The 17,831-nt window shown below is 61.9% G+C and carries 18 protein-coding genes and 1 tRNA gene; 14 read left to right on the top strand and 5 right to left on the bottom strand.

Annotated features, from left to right (window positions below; translation table 11 throughout):
- Nucleotides 1-70: 70 nt before the first annotated feature.
- From F4U95_RS13485 to F4U95_RS13500, 4 genes are all read left to right on the top strand, one after another.
- Entirely contained in the window at nt 71-934 is an 864-nt protein-coding gene (locus tag F4U95_RS13485) for a class I SAM-dependent methyltransferase (protein WP_150426023.1), read from the top strand.
- A 10-nt stretch (nt 935-944) separates the two neighbouring features.
- Nucleotides 945-1,316 carry a tRNA-binding protein gene (locus F4U95_RS13490; protein WP_150426024.1) on the top strand — a complete coding sequence of 124 codons (372 nt, stop codon included), beginning with the start codon at nt 945-947 and terminating at the stop codon, nt 1,314-1,316.
- Nucleotides 1,317-1,452: 136 nt separating this feature from the next.
- Complete coding sequence (locus F4U95_RS13495) at nt 1,453-3,042, top strand: MFS transporter (protein ID WP_150426025.1); 1,590 nt, start codon at nt 1,453-1,455, stop codon at nt 3,040-3,042.
- Between the two features lie 13 nt (nt 3,043-3,055).
- On the top strand, nt 3,056-3,205 hold the full coding sequence (locus F4U95_RS13500) for a DUF2256 domain-containing protein (RefSeq protein ID WP_120250105.1): 150 nt from the start codon (nt 3,056-3,058) through the stop codon (nt 3,203-3,205).
- Nucleotides 3,206-3,267: 62 nt separating this feature from the next.
- Here the strand turns inward: F4U95_RS13500 and F4U95_RS13505 are convergent, their stop codons facing one another.
- Together F4U95_RS13505 and F4U95_RS13510 are read right to left on the bottom strand one after the other, a co-directional pair.
- Nucleotides 3,268-4,440, bottom strand: coding sequence for an acetyl-CoA C-acetyltransferase (locus F4U95_RS13505; RefSeq protein WP_150426026.1), 1,173 nt, complete (start codon nt 4,438-4,440; stop codon nt 3,268-3,270).
- Between the two features lie 49 nt (nt 4,441-4,489).
- Complete coding sequence (locus F4U95_RS13510; RefSeq protein WP_150426027.1) at nt 4,490-5,578, bottom strand: alpha/beta hydrolase; 1,089 nt, start codon at nt 5,576-5,578, stop codon at nt 4,490-4,492.
- On the opposite strand from F4U95_RS13510, the gene phaR reads away from it, so the two are divergent.
- From phaR to proS, 3 genes are all read left to right on the top strand, one after another.
- A complete protein-coding gene (gene phaR, locus F4U95_RS13515) occupies nt 5,577-6,173 on the top strand; it encodes a polyhydroxyalkanoate synthesis repressor PhaR (RefSeq protein WP_120250108.1) in 597 nt (198 codons plus the stop codon). The two genes, F4U95_RS13510 and phaR, sit on opposite strands and share 2 nt — an antisense overlap.
- A 4-nt stretch (nt 6,174-6,177) precedes the next feature.
- Nucleotides 6,178-6,519, top strand: coding sequence for a hypothetical protein (locus tag F4U95_RS13520; RefSeq protein WP_150426028.1), 342 nt, complete (start codon nt 6,178-6,180; stop codon nt 6,517-6,519).
- A 97-nt stretch (nt 6,520-6,616) separates the two neighbouring features.
- Nucleotides 6,617-8,143 carry a proline--tRNA ligase gene (proS, locus tag F4U95_RS13525; protein WP_150426029.1) on the top strand — a complete coding sequence of 509 codons (1,527 nt, stop codon included), beginning with the start codon at nt 6,617-6,619 and terminating at the stop codon, nt 8,141-8,143.
- A 79-nt stretch (nt 8,144-8,222) separates the two neighbouring features.
- Here the strand turns inward: proS and hslU are convergent, their stop codons facing one another.
- Both hslU and hslV read right to left on the bottom strand, forming a co-directional pair.
- Nucleotides 8,223-9,524: an ATP-dependent protease ATPase subunit HslU gene (gene hslU, locus F4U95_RS13530; protein ID WP_120250111.1), complete on the bottom strand. Its 1,302-nt coding sequence runs from the start codon at nt 9,522-9,524 to the stop codon at nt 8,223-8,225.
- A gap of 17 nt (nt 9,525-9,541) precedes the next feature.
- Complete coding sequence (gene hslV, locus F4U95_RS13535; protein WP_120250112.1) at nt 9,542-10,108, bottom strand: ATP-dependent protease subunit HslV; 567 nt, start codon at nt 10,106-10,108, stop codon at nt 9,542-9,544.
- Between the two features lie 176 nt (nt 10,109-10,284).
- On the opposite strand from hslV, the gene F4U95_RS13540 reads away from it, so the two are divergent.
- Nucleotides 10,285-10,473 carry a hypothetical protein gene (locus F4U95_RS13540; RefSeq protein WP_120250113.1) on the top strand — a complete coding sequence of 63 codons (189 nt, stop codon included), beginning with the start codon at nt 10,285-10,287 and terminating at the stop codon, nt 10,471-10,473.
- 23 nt (nt 10,474-10,496) lie between these two features.
- Here the strand turns inward: F4U95_RS13540 and F4U95_RS13545 are convergent, their stop codons facing one another.
- On the bottom strand, nt 10,497-10,625 hold the full coding sequence (locus F4U95_RS13545; protein WP_120250114.1) for an entericidin A/B family lipoprotein: 129 nt from the start codon (nt 10,623-10,625) through the stop codon (nt 10,497-10,499).
- A 140-nt stretch (nt 10,626-10,765) separates the two neighbouring features.
- On the opposite strand from F4U95_RS13545, the gene F4U95_RS13550 reads away from it, so the two are divergent.
- The 6 genes from F4U95_RS13550 to F4U95_RS13575 all read left to right on the top strand — a co-directional run bounded on the left by F4U95_RS13550 (nt 10,766) and on the right by F4U95_RS13575 (nt 17,806).
- A tRNA-Val gene (locus F4U95_RS13550) sits at nt 10,766-10,840 on the top strand.
- Nucleotides 10,841-10,956: 116 nt separating this feature from the next.
- Nucleotides 10,957-13,179 carry a S9 family peptidase gene (locus tag F4U95_RS13555; RefSeq protein ID WP_150426030.1) on the top strand — a complete coding sequence of 741 codons (2,223 nt, stop codon included), beginning with the start codon at nt 10,957-10,959 and terminating at the stop codon, nt 13,177-13,179.
- A 128-nt stretch (nt 13,180-13,307) separates the two neighbouring features.
- The gene (locus tag F4U95_RS13560) at nt 13,308-14,333 is read left to right on the top strand and encodes an aspartate-semialdehyde dehydrogenase (RefSeq protein ID WP_150426031.1); all 1,026 of its coding nucleotides are present in this window, start codon (nt 13,308-13,310) and stop codon (nt 14,331-14,333) included.
- Nucleotides 14,334-14,485: 152 nt separating this feature from the next.
- Nucleotides 14,486-15,124 (top strand): DUF2238 domain-containing protein, encoded by a 639-nt coding sequence (locus tag F4U95_RS13565; RefSeq protein ID WP_150426032.1) that lies wholly within the window; start codon nt 14,486-14,488, stop codon nt 15,122-15,124.
- A 44-nt stretch (nt 15,125-15,168) separates the two neighbouring features.
- The gene (locus F4U95_RS13570) at nt 15,169-15,930 is read left to right on the top strand and encodes an alpha/beta fold hydrolase (RefSeq protein ID WP_150426033.1); all 762 of its coding nucleotides are present in this window, start codon (nt 15,169-15,171) and stop codon (nt 15,928-15,930) included.
- A 52-nt stretch (nt 15,931-15,982) separates the two neighbouring features.
- The gene (locus tag F4U95_RS13575) at nt 15,983-17,806 is read left to right on the top strand and encodes a M2 family metallopeptidase (protein WP_150426034.1); all 1,824 of its coding nucleotides are present in this window, start codon (nt 15,983-15,985) and stop codon (nt 17,804-17,806) included.
- The last annotated feature ends 25 nt before the right edge of the window (nt 17,807-17,831 follow it).

Genomic DNA, 17,831 nt, shown 5'->3' on the forward strand with positions numbered 1-17,831 from the left:
CGAAATTCTCGCAATAGCCTTGTCTTTCCGCATTTCGCCGCCATGGTGGAATGCGGAAAGCGAGGGCAGAATGACGCAAAGCATAACCGCACCATCGGCCACCATGAATGCGGTCGGATGGACCGGCGCCAATGGTGATGTCTGGGCGCTGGAGTGGGAGCGGACCGACCGCAGCTTCATCGCCCTGTCGGCGGAACTCGACCGGACCATAAGCGACGCCGTGGCGGGCAGGTCGGCTGCGGTGGCCGATGTGGGATGCGGCGCGGGCGGAACCGCGCTGGCGGCGGCGCGCGCCAATCCGAACGCGCAGCTTACCGGAATCGATATTTCACCGGCACTGATTGCGGTCGCGCAGGCACGGGCGGCCGCCGCCCCCAATGTCCGCTTCATCGTGGCGCCGGTGGAACAGGCCATTGATGATGCCGGGCCGTTCGACCTGATCGTTTCGCGCCATGGCGTGATGTTCTTCGACGATCCGGTGGACGCCTTCACCCGTTTGCGCGGGGCGACGCGACCGGGCGGGCGGTTGATCTTTTCCTGCTTCCGCGCCGCGCCGCTCAACGGCTGGGCGCGCGACATGATGACCGCCGTCGGCGAAACGCCGCCCGCAAAAACCGGCTATGTCCCCGGTCCCTTCGCCTTCGCCGATGAGGCTTTCGTGCGCGATCTGCTCGCCCATGCAGGATGGTCGGATATCGAGGCGCACCCGGTCGATTTCCCCTATCGCGCCGGCGGCGGTGACGATCCGGTGGCCGATGCCGTCAGCTTCTTCAGCCGGATCGGACCGGCCGCGCGGGCGCTCAAGCTGGCCGATCCGGCGGACCGCGCTTCGATCCTCGAACGCGTGGCCACACTATGCCGCGCGCGATTGCAGGATGGCCATGTGGACTTTCCGGCTGCGGCCTGGATATGGTCGATGCGCAATCCATATTGAGGGCCGCCCGATGCACCTGACCCATGATCCCGCCACGCCGGTGAGCGACATGATCGACTTCGACGATTTCCTGAAGGTCGACATAAGAATCGGCACGATCATCTCGGCCGATCCCTTTCCGGAGGCGCGCAAGCCGGCCTACAAACTGCTCATCGATTTCGGCCCGGCGATCGGCCAGAAACGATCGAGCGCACAAATTACCGAAAATCATGCGCTGCAGGATCTGCCGGGGCGGCAGATTGCCGCCGTCGTCAACTTCCCCCCGCGCCAGATCGGCAAGTTCATGTCGCAGGTTCTGACATTGGGCTTTGCCGACGAGGTCGGCGCCGTCACCCTCTTCGCGCCCGACAAGCCGGTGCCGAACGGAGCGCGATTGTTCTGACGGGAAGGCCTGTCCTATCGCCATCCTTCCTGCGATAAAGGCGCGGCCGGGTAGAGGCGATGATGGACATAAGATTTCCTACTCCCGCATGATAATGTCAGGAATTGCGGGAAATGTGCGAAGTTAAGGGGGCGGGATGACGGCGGCGGTGGGCGATACCTATGTGATGGATGCGAAGCGGGACCGATTGGTCATCACCGCGTCCGCGCTGGGCACCGTGTTCGAATGGTATGATTTCTATATCTATGGCGTGCTGGCGCCGATCATCGGGCGGACCTTCTTTCCGACCGACAATCCGACCGTCGAACTGCTCTACACGCTGGCGGGCTTTGCGATCGGCTTTGCGTTTCGGCCGATCGGGGCGGTGCTGTTCGGCTATCTGGGCGATCGGCTGGGGCGGAAATACACGTTTCTGACGACCATCATCCTGATGGGCCTGGCGACGGCGGGCGTGGGACTGACACCGGCGGCGGCCAGCATCGGCGTGGCGGCGCCGATCATCCTCATCGCGCTGCGGATCGCGCAGGGGCTGGCGCTGGGCGGCGAATATGGCGGCGCAGCGATCTATGTCGCGGAACATGCCCCGCCGGGCAAGCGCGGCTTCTATACCAGCTTCATCCAGGCCGGTGTGATCGGCGGATTCATCCTGTCGCTGATCGTCGTGGTCGGCACGCAGGCGATCGTGGGGCAGGCGGTTTGGGACGCATGGGGATGGCGTATCCCCTTCATCTTCTCGCTCGCGCTGCTGGCGATTTCGCTGTGGATGCGATTGATGCTGCGCGAAAGCCCGGTGTTCCTGGCGATGAAGAAGGCGGGGACGCAGGCCAAGAACCCGATTCTGGAAGCCTTTACCGCGCCGGGCAACAAGAAACGGATGTTCGTCGCGATGATCGGCATCGCGGCGGGCTTTACCGTCATCGCCTATACGGTGATGTTTCAGGCGCTCTATTTCCTGCAAAACGGCCTGCAGGTCGCGGCGGGTGTGGCGCAATTGCTGGTCGGCGGCAGCGCCTTCATCGGCATGGGCGCCTTCATCTTCTTCGGCTGGCTGTCGGACAGGATCGGGCGCAAGAAGCCGATCGTGATCGGCTATGCGCTGGTGCTGCTGCTGGCATTGCCGCTCTATCAGTTCATGGGGGCGACGGCCAATCCGGGGCTGGTGCAGGCATCGGAGCGGGCGCCGGTGGTGGTGAGCGGTCCCGATTGCCGTTTCGACCCCTTCGCCAAGATACAGCCGACCGCCTGCGGCAAGTTGCTCGACCATTTTTCCAAGCGCGGCATTCCCTATGACAAGCGGGAGGGCGCGGTGCCGACGGTGGCGATCGGCGGGATCGGGGTGGCGGATCTGAGCAGTGGCGGGCTGGACGCGGCGCTGAAGGGACAGGGCTATGATTTTGGCGCAGTGACGCCCGACTGGCCCCGCGCGATGATGGTCTTTGCCGCGTTGCTGCTACTCTGGACATTGTCGGGCGCGACCTATGGACCGGTCGCGGCCTTGCTGTCGGAATATTTCCCGGCGCGCATCCGCTATTCGTCGCTATCCATCCCCTATCATATCGGCACCGGTTATTTCGGCGGTTTCCTGCCGCTGGTCAGCCAATATATCGTCGCGCGGACGGGCAATCCCTATGCCGGATTGTGGTACACGCTGGCGATCGTCGCGCTGGCGCTGGTCACCTGTCTGGTGGCTTTGCCGGAAACGAAGGATCGGTCGCTCGACGTATAAGGGATTGAAACGGATGCCACGCGGAGTCGCTAAACGGGATTTGCCGACGAAGACCTGCCCGGTGTGCCAGCGCCCCTTTGCCTGGCGGAAGAAGTGGGAACGCGACTGGGACAATGTCGTCTATTGTTCCGACCGCTGCCGGAGCGCCGGCAAAAAGGGCTGATAAACAAAAAAGCCGCCGCTCCCTTTTGGAGCGGCGGCTTTTTTTGCCGGTTCAATATGAGATCAGCGTTCGATGCAAAGGGCCACGCCCATGCCGCCGCCGATGCAGAGGGTAGCCAGCCCCTTCTTCGCATCGCGCTTGGCCATTTCGTAGAGCAGGGTGGTCAGCACGCGCGCGCCAGACGCGCCGATCGGGTGGCCGATGGCAATCGCGCCGCCATTGACGTTCACCTTTTCGGGATCGAAGCCCAGTTCCTTGCCCACGGACAAGGCCTGCGCGGCGAAGGCTTCATTGGCTTCGATCAGGTCCAGGTCGGCGACCGACCAGCCAGCCTTGGCCAGCGCCTTGCGACTGGCCGGCGCCGGGCCGATGCCCATGATCGAGGGATCGACGCCGGCGGTCGCGAAGCCGGCGAGACGGCCGAGGATGGTCGCACCGCGCTTGGCGGCATCGTCGGCCGTCATCAGCACCAGCGCGGCGGCGCCGTCGTTCAGGCCGCTGGCGTTGCCGGCGGTGACGGTGCCGTCCTTCTTGAAGGCCGGCTTGAGCTTTTCCATCGCTTCGATCGTCGCGCCGTCGCGAATATATTCGTCGGCATCGACGATGGTGTCGCCCTTGCGGCCCTTGACCGTGACGGCGGCGATTTCATCCTTGAAGCGGCCCGATGCGCGGGCGGCCGACGCCTTGTTCTGGCTGCCGACGGCGAAGGCGTCCTGCTCTTCGCGGGTGATCTGATATTTCTCGGCCAGATTTTCGGCAGTGATGCCCATATGATAGGCATTGAAGGCGTCGGTCAGGCCGTCCTGGATCATCGTATCGACCAGGCTGAGATTGCCCATCTTCTGCCCGGCGCGCAGGAATTGCGCATGGGGGCTGAGCGACATATTTTCCTGACCGCCCGCGACCATGATGCTGGCGTCGCCATTGGCGATCGCCTGGGCCGCGAGCGCGACGGCGCGCAGGCCCGAACCGCACACCTGGTTGATGGCGAAGGCGGTGCGATCAACCGGGATGCCGGCGGCGACGGCGGCCTGGCGCGCGGGGTTCTGGCCCAGGCCGGCGGTCAGCACATGGCCCAGAATGACTTCATCCACTTCATCGGGGGCGACACCCGCCTGCTCCAGCGCGGCGATGATCGCGGTCTGCCCCAGCACATGCGCGGGAGTCGTTGCATAGGCACCCAGAAAGCTACCGACAGGCGTGCGCTTGGCGGCGGTAATGACGATGTCTGACAAAGTCCTGATCCTCTTTGGTGGTGAATATGTTTTCGCAGGTGCGATAGCATCATGCGCCGTGACTGGAAAGCCAAAGGGACAGGGGCTCCCACAGCATTTCGCGGGCGCGGCCACCCACCACCATGCCGACATGGCCTAGCGAGAAACGGCGCTCTTCGCGCAAGCGAGGGCCGGCAGTGGCGGGCACGATGCGGTCGGTCGCGGACACGATGGACAGGGTCGGGCAGGAGAGCGTGGAAGGATCGACGGTCTGCCCGTCGATCTGCCAGCGCCCGGTGCCGCTGAGATTGCCGGCATAGAGATGGTCGAACAAGTCCCGGCCGGCCGCGAAGGTCAGGGGCGCGCCACCGTTGGCCCAATCCTCCACGGCCAGGAAGGCGCGTTCCGCATCCGATCCCGGCGCTGCATCGGCAAAGGCGGCATATTTGCGGATGGTGCGCACAGGGTCCATCGCCCAGAAGCCTGATTGCATCACTTCCATCGGCACATAGCCGATCCGTTCGCACATCGGTCTTGCGCCGCGCCACAGGCCGGCGATCAGGTCGAGATCATCCGACGCGAAGGCATCGAAATGCCACGGGGCCGCTATGGTAGCGACGGCGGGAAAGGATTGCAGCGCGGCGGCACCGAGCGCGAGGCTGCCGCCCAGGCAATAACCGACCAGGATCGGCGGGCGGGGCAGGCCCGCAAGCAGTAGCAGTAGCCTGTCCGTTACATGGCCATCCAGGCCGAGCATCGCGTCCTGCGCAGATGGCGTGCCCCAGTCCAGCAGATAGGCATCATGTCCTGCTGCACCCATGTGGCGCAGCAAGGATCGACTTTCCGACAGGTCCAACACCCGCGGCGGGTTGATGAGCGAGGGGATGAAAACCACCGGATTACGGTCACTTGCCGCACCATATTGCAGCAAACGGGCCGGCCCGGCCGTGGCGACGCAGCGGGCCTGTGGCGGGGCGGGCGGGCGCATTGCGTCCTGATATTTGCGCAACCCCTGGAAGGCCCGGCGCCGAAGGTCCGGATCATTCTCCGTTTCGCGCCATAAAATATTGAGAAAAAGGGGTAAAGGCCGCGGCCCATGTTGCGGTGCGGCATCGCCCTGTGCTAATGCGAGATGGTCAGGTGTGGGAGAGGAATCCATGGCCAAGTCCAAGACCGCTAATGAATCAGAACCGGTCGTCATCAAGAAGTACGCCAACAGGCGGCTCTATAATACCGAAACTTCGAGTTATATCACGTTGGACCTTCTGTCGCAGATGACGCGCGAGGGGCGCGAATTCGTGGTCGTGGACGCCAAGACCGGCGAGGACATCACCCATAATGTCCTGACCCAGATCATCATGGAAGAAGAACAGCGTGGCAAGAATATGCTGCCTGTCAATTTCCTGCGTCAGTTGATCGCCATGTATGGCGATTCCATGCAGTCGATGGTGCCGCAATATCTGGAAGCGTCGATGGACGCTTTCCGCAAGAACCAGCAGCAGTTTCAGGAAGCGATGAAGGGTGCGTTCGGCGGCGGTCCGCTGGCCGATATCGCCAAGCGCAACCTGCAGATGTTCGAAGCCGCTGCCAGCGCATTTGGCAATGGGGTGCCGGGGATGCCTAATGTTCCGGGCGTGACGCCCGCTGCTTCTGCACCGACCCCGGCTGCGGCCGAGGAAAGCAAGGATGAGGAAATCAGCGACCTCAAGGCGCAATTGGCGGCGCTCAATGCCAAGATCGACAAGCTGACCTGAACCGATGGCCAAGGCGGATCGACTGGAGCGGCTCGACGTCCGCCGTATCGAAGTGGAAGCGGAGTATCGCGATGCCTTGATCGCGGCGCTCCGCGTCACGGCAGCGGGGCGGTGGGGCCTGTTCGATCATCAGAAGGACAAGGCCGCCCGCGCCCGCACGGCGCCGGTCATCGCCGCGCTGGAGGAACTGGCGGACGAGATTGGCGCCATGCGCGACACGTTAGGGCTGGAGCCTTTTGCGCTGCATCAGGATTTCATGGCGGTTCGCGGGCCGGCCGCCGCCGATGCCGTCGGCGAACCCAAGCAGGCCAAGATCTGGCTGGAGCAGTTGGGCGCGGACGCCTGAACCCGCATCATCGCGCCCTTGTGGGGGTCGACATATATGGCGCGTCTGGCCTATGGCGCGCCATTCTTCTTTTCGTTCTAGCCAAGGTCCGCATCCCGTGAAGCACGCCCTCAACGTCACCCGCGAACAGGATTTCGCCGCCTGGTATCAGGCCGTCATCACCGAAGCCGATATGGCCGAGGAAAGCGGCGTACGCGGCTGCATGGTCATTCGTCCCTGGGGCTATGGCATCTGGGAACGCATCCAGAAATTGCTGGATGAGCAGATCAAGGCGACCGGCCATGAAAACTGCTATTTCCCGCTGTTCATCCCGCTGTCTTACTTCGAGAAGGAAGCCGAGCATGTCGACGGCTTCGCCAAGGAAATGGCGGTCGTCACCCATCATCGCCTGATCCAAAAGGACGGCAAGATGGTGCCCGATCCCGAAGCGAAGCTGGAAGAACCGCTGGTCGTGCGGCCGACGTCGGAAACGGTGATCGGCGCTGCGTTCAGCCGTTGGGTGCAAAGCTGGCGCGACCTGCCGGTGCTGATAAACCAGTGGGCAAACGTCGTGCGCTGGGAAATGCGCACCCGCATGTTCCTGCGCACCGCCGAATTCCTGTGGCAGGAAGGGCATACCGCCCACGCCACCGTCGAAGAGGCGATGGAAGAAACGCTCAAGATGCTGGAAGTCTATCGCGCCTTTGCAGAGGATTGCGTGGGGCTGCCGGTCGTGGCTGGCGAAAAGCCGGAGAATGAACGCTTCCCCGGCGCGGTGGCAACCTATTCGATCGAAGCGATGATGCAGGACGGCAAGGCGTTGCAGGCCGGCACCTCGCATTTCCTGGGCACGACCTTCTCTTCGGCGCAGAATATCAAGTTCCAGAATGCCGAAGGGCAGCAGGAGCTGGCGCAGACGACCAGTTGGGGCGTGTCCACCCGCATGATCGGCGGCCTGATCATGGTTCATGGCGATGATGATGGCCTGCGCGTGCCGCCGCGCGTGGCGCCCTATCAGATCGTCGTCGTACCGATGCTGCGCGACAATGACGAAGATGCCGCGATCGTCGATTATTGCACCGATTTGGTGAACCAGTTGAACGGTCTGGACATATTCCGCGAGCCGGTGCGTGCGCTGCTCGACAAGCGCCCGGCCAAGGCGGCGACCAAGCGTTGGGGCTGGGTCAAGAAGGGCGCACCGATCGTGATCGAGGTTGGCGGGCGCGATGTCGCGGGCGGCAATGTGTCGGTCATCCGCCGCGATCGCCTGTATCGCGAGGATGGCAAGCTCAACAGCCAGATCGTAGCCAAGGGTGATTTCGTGGGCAGCGCGGCCGCAACGCTGGAGGATATTCAGACGTCACTGTTCGCAGATGCCAAGGCGCGGCTGGACGGCAGCATTGATAGGTCGATCGGCGATCTCGATGCGCTCAAGGCCTATTTCAACGCGTCGAAGAAGCCGGGCTGGGCACTGGTCCAATGGTCCAAGCCGACTGGCGAAGGGCTGGAGAAGGTCGTGCAATGGCTGAAAGGCGAGAAGCTGACCCTGCGCAACGTGCCGCTGGATGCGCAGGCGGCGGACGGTGCGTGCATCTTCACCGGTGAAAAGGCGGTGGAGCGCGTGTTGGTGGGGCGCTCTTATTAAACCAGACATTCCCCGGCGCAGGCCGGGGAACAGCTGAAACGGCAGAACTGGACCCCGGCCTGCGCCGGGGAACAGTCAGTTAAAGCACATATTTGCTCAGGTCGGTGTCGTGCGCGACGGCCGACAACTGCTTTTCGACATAAGCCTGATCGATTACCAGCGTTTCGCCGCGACGATCCTCCGCTTCGAAGCTGACATCTTCCAGCAGCTTTTCCATCACCGTCTGGAGGCGGCGAGCGCCGATATTCTCGATCTCGCTGTTCACGTCGGCGGCGATCTTCGCGACGGCGCGGATGCCTTCGGGCGTGAGGTCGATCGTCACTTCCTCCGTTGCCAGCAGCGCGCGATATTGCGCAACAAGGCTGGCCTTGGTGTCGGAGAGGATCGCGACGAAATCTTCCTCCGTCAGCGCCTTGAGTTCCACGCGGATCGGCAGGCGGCCCTGGAGTTCGGGCAGCAGGTCGCTGGGCTTTGCGACATGGAAGGCGCCCGACGCGATGAACAGGATATGATCCGTCTTGAGCGGGCCATATTTGGTCGAAACGGTCGTCCCTTCGATCAACGGCAGCAGGTCGCGTTGCACGCCTTCGCGGCTCACCGAACCGCCGCGCACGTCGCTGACCGCGATCTTGTCGATCTCGTCCAGGAAGACGATGCCATTCTGCTCGGCACTGGTGATGGCGACGCGGGCGACGTCATCCTGATCCAGGCGCTTGTCCTGTTCTTCCTCGACCAGCTTGTCCCAGGCTTCGGCCACACGCATCTTGCGGCGCTTCTTCTGGGTCTGGCCGAACGCCTTGGACATCATGTCGCTGATGTTGATCATGCCGACCTGACCGCCCATGCCGGGAATTTCCATCGGCATGGAGGGAGTGTCGGCGACCTCCACCTCGACCTCCACATCGTTCATCTGGTCGTTCTCAATCTTCTGGCGGAAGGAGAGGCGGGTGGCTTCGCTCGCTTCCTTGCCGGTCAGCGCGTCGAGCAGGCGAGCCATGGCGGCTTCGGACGCGGCTTCGCGGACCGCTTCGCGGCGGCGGTCCTTTTCGAGGCGCACCGCTTCCTCCACCAGATCGCGGACGATCTGTTCGACGTCGCGGCCGACATAGCCGACTTCGGTGAACTTGGTGGCTTCCACCTTCACGAAGGGCGCGTCGGCCAGCTTGGCAAGGCGACGGCTGATCTCCGTCTTGCCGCAGCCCGTCGGCCCGATCATCAGGATATTTTTGGGCGTCACCTCGTCGCGCAGATCGGCGGGCAGGTGCTGGCGGCGCCAGCGGTTGCGCAGAGCGACGGCCACGGCGCGCTTGGCGTCATGCTGGCCGATGATGTGCGCGTCCAGCGCGGCGACGATGGCTTTGGGGGTCAGATTGTCGTTCATGGTCTTTTCTTGAAATCTCAGTTGGCGCTGTCGAGCGTTTCGATGGTCAGCTGGTCATTGGTGTAGACGCAGATGTCGGCGGCCACGCCCATCGCCTTGCGGGCGAGGGTTTCGGCGTCCTCCTCATATTCCACCAGCGCGCGGGCGGCGGCGAGGGCGAAATTGCCGCCCGAACCGATCGCGGCGACGCCACCCAGCGGCTCCAGCACGTCTCCATTGCCGGTCAGGATCAACGTCACGTCCTTGTCCGCGACGATCATCATCGCTTCCAGATTGCGGAGGTATTTGTCGGTGCGCCAGTCCTTGGCCAGTTCAACGGCGGCGCGCATCAACTGGCCGTTATGGCGTTCCAGCTTTGCTTCGAGCCGCTCGAACAAGGTGAAGGCATCGGCTGTCGCACCTGCAAAGCCGCCGATGACGCTGCCGTCATGCAGCCGGCGGACCTTGCGAGCGTTGGGCTTCATCACCGTCTGGCCCATGGAAACCTGACCGTCGCCCGCGACGACGACCTTTCCATTTTTGCGGACGGACATGATGGTGGTGCCATGCCAGACCGGCATGGAGGCGCTGCGTTGGTCGTTCATGGGCCGGCATATGGGACGCTGCGCCGCCCTGTGCAAGTCGCGCCGCGCATAACGGCGAAGCGTGTCGTTTCGGCGACAATATTCTTACAATATGGTCAGGAACAAAAGTCGATCAATTGACATTGTGCAGTGCACAAACAATGATGAGCCAACTTATTCGAAAGCGAGAACAGGTGATGTCCCTCAAGGCCAGAGCACAGGAAAAGGTCGAACGAGCCGGGATTTCCAATTACTCGTTCGATCAGGATGTGCTGGTCATGTGCGGCGTGCGCTACACGATCGAAGCGTGCGAATGTGGCGAACCCGATTGCGATGGCGTTCGCCTGAACAAAAACATGGCCCTGATGGGCCGCGCGCTTCAATAAGGTCGAAGGAGGCCGACGCCTCCTTAATGAATGGCGTCCTTCCCGGCGCGACCCACTGATTCGATATCCCGGCCGACACCCTGAACCGTATTGCACGCGGCAAGCGCCGAAAGCAGCAGGCTGCCGATCAGCAGGGCGATAGTTTGACGCATAGATAGATAGTCCACTTTTTAAAATTGAACGCCGATTATAGGCACCGACAGGGCAAAGGCGAAAGCATTTTGCATCAAATCGCCCGCAGCATGTTGACAGGGTGCGCGCCCGATGCCAAAGGCCGCCTCCTCCTTACAGGGGGCGCGTAGCTCAGCGGTAGAGCACACCCTTCACACGGGTGGGGTCACAGGTTCAATCCCTGTCGCGCCCACCATCCTCGACAAGAGGATGGCAGGACAGTTTATTTCCCGGCATTGATCTTTTCTTGTTCATCGCGCTAAGCCGTCGGCATCAAGCGGTGCGTTTTCGCGCCGGCCGGAAAGGATCATCATGCCCCCCTATCTGAAATGCGGCGCTGCGCTTGGCGTGCTGCTGCTTTCCCCCACTATCGGCGCGCAAGCCCAGGAAAAGCTGACCCTGGAGCGCGTCTTTGCCAGCCCCGACCTGGCCGGGCCGCAGCCGCGCGCGCTGAAATTGTCGCCCGACGGATCGCTGGTCACGTTGCTGAAACCGCGCGCGGATGAGAAGGAACGGCTCGACCTGTGGGCGATCGACAGCAAAACCGGCGCGGAACGCATGCTGGTCGATTCGAAGAAGACCGGCAGCGGCGCAGCTTTGAGCGAAGCCGAAAAGATGCAGCGGGAACGCGATCGCAGTGTCGCGGGCAGCACGGGCATCACCAGCTATGACTGGGCGCCTGACGGCAAGAGCCTGTTGGTGCCGGTCGATGGCGACCTCTATCTGGCCGGCCTGGATGGCAAGGTCACGCGCCTGACCGATACGCCCGATGGCGAACTGAATGGCGTGGTCAGCCCCAAGGGCGGTTTTGTGTCCTTCGTGCGGGGCGGCAATCTCTTTACCCAGCCGATCGGCGGGCAGGAACGGCAGTTGACGCAGGGCGCCAGCGACACGTTGAACTGGGGCGTGGCGGAATTCGTCGCGCAGGAGGAAATGGATCGGCGCACCGGTTACTGGTGGTCGCCCGACGATAGCCGCATCGCCGTCGCCCGCGTCGATGAAAGCCCGGTCGGCATCGTCACCCGGACCGCGATCGGCGGCGAGGGGACGAAAGTCTATCAGCAGCGTTACCCCGCAGCCGGCACACCCAATGCCATCGTCGACCTGTTCGTCATGAAACCGGACGGATCGGGGCAGGTACAGGTCGATTTGGGCACGGATAAAGATATCTATCTCGCCCGCGTCGATTGGTCGAAGGATGGCAAGACGTTATACGTCCAGCGTGAGAGCCGGGATCAGAAGCGACTGGACCTGCTGACGGTCGATCCGACTACGGGCAAGGCGAAGATGGCGCTGACCGAGACGGCAAAAAGCTGGATCAACCTGTCGAACAATTTCCATGCGCTGGGCGACGGCAGTTTCCTGTGGTGGTCGGAAAAAAGCGGCCATGGCCATCTTTATCGCGTCAATGGCGCCAAGTGGACGGCGCTCACCAGCGGCAATTGGGAAGTGCGCGATGTGGTGGGCGTGGATGAGGCCAGGGGCCTGGTCTATTTCACCGGCAATCGTGAGACGCCGCTTGAGCAGCAGCTTTATGTGACGTCACTCGACAAGGCGGGGCAGGCGCGGGCGCTGACCGCCAATGGCTGGTGGAATGACGCCGTAATGGACGGCGCCGCCAGCAAGGTCGTGGTGACGCGCCAGAATGCGGACCAGCCCAAGCAGGTCTATCTGGCCGACAGCAGCGGCAAGCAATTGCAATGGCTGTCGCAAAATGCGCTGAAGGGCAGCCATCCCTATGCACCCTATGTTGCCGATCATGTGAAGACCACCTTCGGCACCGTGAAGGCCGCCGATGGATCGACGCTCTATACCAAGATCATGACGCCAAAGATGGAGACGGGAAAACGCTATCCCGTCTTCATGATCCACTATGGCGGTCCCAATGGTGGGCGGCAGGTGACCAACACATGGTCGGGCGCTCTGAACCAATATCTGGTGGATCGTGGCTGGATCGTGTTCGCCATCGACAATCGCGGCACGCCCGATCGCGGCAAGGCGTTCGAGGATCAGCTGTATCGCGCCATGGGCACGGTGGAGGTCGAGGACCAGTTGAAGGGCGTGGAGTGGCTGAAAGCGCAGTCCTTTGTCGATCCGCAGCGGATCGCGACCTATGGCTGGTCCTATGGCGGCTATATGTCGCTCAAGCTGTTGGAGAAGGCGCCGGGCGTGTTTGCCGCCGCCGTATCCGGTGCGCCGGTGACGAAGTGGGAACTGTACGACACCCATTATACCGAACGCTATCTGGGCAAGCCGCAGGACAAGCCCAGCGCCTATCCGGCGTCGGGTGCCGTGGATGAGGCGGTGAAGATCAAGGATCCGATGCTGCTGATCCACGGCATGTCGGACGACAATGTGGTGTTCGACAATGCCACCGCGCTGATGGCGAAGATGCAGGGCGCGGCGGTGCCGTTCCAGATGATGGCCTATCCGGGCCAGACCCATCGCGTCGGTGGGCCGGGCATCAGCGTGCACCTGTGGAAGACGATCGAGCATTTCCTGGCGCAGGAAGCAGGCGGGCCACCGTTGAAATGACGCACTATCGAAATTAAATTACGCTGTTGAAGGGCTTTGCAGCAGCAAAGCCCTTCTTTCTGGACAAATGCGGCCACATCGCTATGGCGCGCACTCCGCAATGATGCGTTGAAATGGAGACTTTAGTCATGGGTTACAGGGTCGTCGTCGTAGGTGCCACCGGTAATGTGGGCCGCGAGATGCTGACCATTCTCGCCGAGCGCGAGTTCCCTATTGACGAGATTGCGGCGGTCGCATCGTCGCGGTCGCAGGGCCTGACCGTCGATTTCGGTGAGACCGGCAAGACCATTAAATGCCAGAATATCGAACATTTCGACTTTACCGGATGGGACATCGCTTTGTTCGCTGCCGGCAGTGGCCCGACGGCAATCTATGCGCCCAAGGCGGCGGCGGCCGGCTGCGTCGTGATCGACAACAGCTCGCTTTACCGCATGGATCCGGATGTGCCGCTGATCGTGCCCGAAGTGAACCCGGACGCGATCGACGGCTATACGAAGAAGAACATCATCGCCAACCCCAACTGCTCGACCGCGCAGATGGTCGTTGCCCTGAAGCCGTTGCATGACGCGGCGAAGATCAAGCGCGTGGTCGTGTCGACGTACCAGTCGGTTTCCGGCGCGGGCAAGGCGGGCATGGACGAGCTGTTCGAACAGAGCCGCAACATCTTCGTCGGCGATCCGGCCGAGCCCAAGCAGTTCACCAAGCAGATCGCCTTCAACGTGATCCCGCATATCGACGTTTTCCTGGACGATGGTTCGACCAAGGAAGAATGGAAGATGGTCGCGGAAACCAAGAAGATCCTCGATCCCAAAGTAAAGGTCACGGCGACCTGCGTGCGCGTGCCCGTGTTCGTCGGCCATTCGGAATCGATAAACATCGAATTCGAAAATGAGATTTCGGCCAAGGAAGCGCAGGACATTCTGCGTGAAGCGCCGGGCATCATGCTGGTCGATAAGCGCGAAGACGGCGGATACATCACGCCGATCGAATGCGTGGGCGATTTTGCGACCTTCATCAGCCGCGTGCGTGAAGATTCCACGATCGAGAATGGCATCAACCTGTGGTGCGTCAGCGATAACCTGCGCAAGGGCGCAGCGCTGAATGCGGTGCAAATCGCCGAACTGCTGGGCCGTCGTCACCTCAAGAAAGGCTGAGGCCTAGTTGCGTTGATACGATTCAAGAGTTCAATCATACTGTTCCCCGGCGAAGGCCGGGGTCCAGTTGATAGCGCGGAACTGGACCCCGGCCTTCGCCGGGGAACAGTAAAAAATCAGTCCCTATCTATGCTTCGTTTCATAGGGAGCCTATGATTTCCCGCCCTGTCACGATGTGGAAGACGCTTCCGATCGCGCAGCGCCGGATGATCCTGCTGCTGCTGGCCGCAATCGGCCTGGCCAATATCGCGCAGCCCTATCCCGATCTTGCCCCGCTTCAGCATGGGCCGACGATCGCGCTAATCATGGCCACGCCATGGCTTTTGCGGCGCTGGCCGCTTTCCACATCCGCTGTCGCCTGCATCTGGCTATTCCTGCTGCTCCACACTTTGGGTGCGCGCTGGATCTACAGCTATGTGCCCTATGACGATTGGGCGCGGGCGGTGAGCGGGCATGATATTTCAAGCTTCTTCGGCACGACCCGCAACGGCTATGACCGGCTGGTGCATTTTTCATTCGGTGCGCTGCTGACACTGCCGGTCGCGGAGTTTGCGCGGCGGCATGGCGGGCTGTCATGGGGATGGAGCCTGACTTTCGCCTTTGCCGCCATCGGCCTTGGCAGCGCGCTGTACGAAATATTCGAATGGCTGCTCACCATCATGGCGGCCGGCGAAACAGCCGACTATTATAATGGGCAGCAGGGCGATGTCTGGGACGCGCAAAAGGATATGGCTGCCGCGCAAGTGGGGAGTGGATTGGCCCTCATCGCGCTCTTGCGCCTCCGGGGATGAAGCCATAACGGCTAGGCAAGCCAGCCGATAAGGAAATGCCTGCGATGACCGACCTCAACATCGAACGCCATGATATCAAGGGGCGGGATGGGCTACCTATTGCGGTACATGTGGTCGGACAGGGGCGTGATCTGGTCCTGATCCATGGCTATTTCTCCAACGCCTTCACCAACTGGATACGCTACGGTCATGCCGCCAGGCTGGTAGAGGCGGGCTTTCGCCTGATCCTGCCGGACCTGCGGGGCCATGGCGAAAGCGCCAAGCCGCATGATCCCGCGGCTTATCCGGCAGATGCGCTGACCGACGATAATCTGGCGCTGATCGAGCAGATGGGCCTGACCGATTATGATCTGGGCGGCTATTCGCTGGGCGCGCGGACGACGGTGCGGATGCTGGCACGGGGCGCTACGCCGCGACGCGTCATCCTGTCGGGCATGGGCCTGCGCGGTCTTGTCCAGACACTGGATAATGGAGGCTATTATCGCAACGTGCTGACCAATCTTGGCACGTTCGAACGCGGCACATCGGAATGGATGACCGAAGCCTTCCTGCGGACGACGAAGGGCGATCCGATAGCGCTGCTGAACATTCTCAACACCTTCGTCGATACGCCGCAGGAGGTGATAGCCGGTTTCACCCAGCCGACCGCTGTCATTTGCGGCGCGGACGATGACAGCAACGGCAACGCGCGCGAACTGGCCGACACATTGGCCGATGGCCGCTATGTCGAGATACCGGGCAATCATATGAACGCCGTCACTCGCAAGGAACTGGGGCAGGCGATGGTCGATTTCTTGACCGCTTGACTGTATCGCTCTGCCAAGTCAGTTTCCCCTCATAAACCTATAGGGGACACTCATGAAAATCGCTATTTCCATGGCCGCGCTTGCGGCCGCCCTCGTTGTGTCGCCGGTGCTGGCGCAGCAGGCGCCCGCCGCTGCTACACCGACTGCGGCCGAAGCGGACGCCTTCCTGACCAAGGCGGAGAAGGCCCTGTTCGACCAGTCCATCGTCAGCGGCCGGGCGGCGTGGATAAACGCGACCTATATCACGGACGATACCGATGCGATCGCCTCCTATTTCGGCGCGATCGACACCAGGCAGCGCGTCGATTACGCGCTGGAGGCCGCGAAATATGCGACCGCGCCGGGCCTGAGCGAGGAAACTAAGCGCAGACTGACCCTGCTGCGCACCGCGCTGACCCTGCCCGCGCCGACGACGCCGGGCGCGGCCGAGGAGCTGAACGACCTCGCGACCAAGCTCCAGTCGGCCTATGGCAAGGGCAAGGGCACGCTCAAAGGGCAGCCAATCAACGGCAGCGATATCGAAGAGCAGATGGGGGAAAACCGCAACCCCGAAGAGTTGAAGGAAATGTGGGTCAGCTGGCACGACAATGTCGGCGCGCCGATGCGTGCGGACTATACAAAGCTGGTGGGCATCGCGAACGCCGGGGCCAAGGAACTGGGCTTTGCCGATACAGGCGCGATGTGGCGGTCCAAATATGACATGCCAGCCGACGATTTCGCCAAGCTGACCGACAAGATCTGGGCGGAGGTCAAGCCGCTCTATGACGACCTACATTGCTATACCCGCACCAAGCTCAACGAGAAATATGGCGATGCGGTACAGGCCAAGACCGGGCCGATCCGCGCCGACCTGCTCGGCAATATGTGGGCGCAGGAATGGGGCAATATCTACGACGTCGTGGCGCCGGCGGGTGCGGGCGACCTGGGCTTCGACACAACCGACCTGCTCAAGGCCAAGGGCTATGACCCGGTGAAGATGGTGAAGGCGGGTGAGGGCTTCTACAGCTCGCTCGGTTTTGAGGTGCTGCCGCAGAGCTTCTGGGATCGGTCGCAAATTACCAAGCCACGCGACCGGGAAGTCATCTGCCACGCATCGGCCTGGGATCTCGACAACAAGAACGATATCCGCATCAAGATGTGTACCAAGGTGAATGGCGACGATTTCGTCACCATCCATCATGAGCTGGGCCATAATTATTATCAGCGGGCCTATCAGATCCAAAAGCCACTTTACCTGGATGGCGCGAATGATGGCTTCCACGAAGCGATCGGCGATTTCGTCGCCCTGTCGATTACGCCCGACTATCTGGTGAAGATCGGCCTGCTGGACCAAGCCAAAGTGCCGGGCGCGGACAAGGATCTGGGCCTGCTGCTGCGTCAGGCGATGGACAAGGTCGCGTTCCTGCCGTTCGGCCTGCTGATCGACAAATGGCGCTGGGGCGTGTTCGACGGGTCGATTCCGCAGAGTCAGTATGAGAAGAGCTGGACCGACCTGCGCCGCCAATATCAGGGCATCGTTCCGCCCGTGTCCCGCGATGAAACGAAGTTCGATGCCGGTGGTAAATATCATATACCCGGCAACACGCCTTATACCCGCTACTTCCTGGCGCGGGTGCTGCAATTCCAATTTTATGAAGCCGCCTGCAAGCAGGCGGGATGGAAGGGTCCGCTCCACCGCTGTTCCTTCTATGGAAACAAGGCCGTAGGCGCGAAACTTGATGCGATGTTGAAGATGGGCGCCTCAAAGCCCTGGCCCGACGCGTTGCAGGCCTTCACCGGCAGCCGCGAAATGTCCGGCAAGGCATTGGTCAATTATTTCGCACCACTGCAGAAGTGGTTGGTTCAACAGAATAAAGGCAAGTCTTGCGGCTGGTAAGTCGGTGTAAAGATTGATAAGCGGC

Origin of the sequence: Sphingobium limneticum (assembly GCF_008710165.1) — a bacterium.
GTDB classification, from domain to species: domain Bacteria; phylum Pseudomonadota; class Alphaproteobacteria; order Sphingomonadales; family Sphingomonadaceae; genus Sphingobium; species Sphingobium limneticum.

Coding starts and splice junctions, on each gene's coding strand:
- F4U95_RS13485 (WP_150426023.1), top strand. CDS start 71: ATGACGCAAAGCATAACCGCACCATCGGCCACCATGAATGCGGTCGGA.
- F4U95_RS13490 (WP_150426024.1), top strand. CDS start 945: ATGCACCTGACCCATGATCCCGCCACGCCGGTGAGCGACATGATCGAC.
- F4U95_RS13495 (WP_150426025.1), top strand. CDS start 1,453: ATGACGGCGGCGGTGGGCGATACCTATGTGATGGATGCGAAGCGGGAC.
- F4U95_RS13500 (WP_120250105.1), top strand. CDS start 3,056: ATGCCACGCGGAGTCGCTAAACGGGATTTGCCGACGAAGACCTGCCCG.
- phaR (WP_120250108.1), top strand. CDS start 5,577: ATGGCCAAGTCCAAGACCGCTAATGAATCAGAACCGGTCGTCATCAAG.
- F4U95_RS13510 (WP_150426027.1), bottom strand. CDS start 5,578: ATGGATTCCTCTCCCACACCTGACCATCTCGCATTAGCACAGGGCGAT.
- F4U95_RS13520 (WP_150426028.1), top strand. CDS start 6,178: ATGGCCAAGGCGGATCGACTGGAGCGGCTCGACGTCCGCCGTATCGAA.
- hslU (WP_120250111.1), bottom strand. CDS start 9,524: ATGAACGACAATCTGACCCCCAAAGCCATCGTCGCCGCGCTGGACGCG.
- hslV (WP_120250112.1), bottom strand. CDS start 10,108: ATGAACGACCAACGCAGCGCCTCCATGCCGGTCTGGCATGGCACCACC.
- F4U95_RS13540 (WP_120250113.1), top strand. CDS start 10,285: ATGTCCCTCAAGGCCAGAGCACAGGAAAAGGTCGAACGAGCCGGGATT.
- F4U95_RS13545 (WP_120250114.1), bottom strand. CDS start 10,625: ATGCGTCAAACTATCGCCCTGCTGATCGGCAGCCTGCTGCTTTCGGCG.
- F4U95_RS13555 (WP_150426030.1), top strand. CDS start 10,957: ATGCCCCCCTATCTGAAATGCGGCGCTGCGCTTGGCGTGCTGCTGCTT.
- F4U95_RS13560 (WP_150426031.1), top strand. CDS start 13,308: ATGGGTTACAGGGTCGTCGTCGTAGGTGCCACCGGTAATGTGGGCCGC.
- F4U95_RS13565 (WP_150426032.1), top strand. CDS start 14,486: ATGATTTCCCGCCCTGTCACGATGTGGAAGACGCTTCCGATCGCGCAG.
- F4U95_RS13570 (WP_150426033.1), top strand. CDS start 15,169: ATGACCGACCTCAACATCGAACGCCATGATATCAAGGGGCGGGATGGG.
- F4U95_RS13575 (WP_150426034.1), top strand. CDS start 15,983: ATGAAAATCGCTATTTCCATGGCCGCGCTTGCGGCCGCCCTCGTTGTG.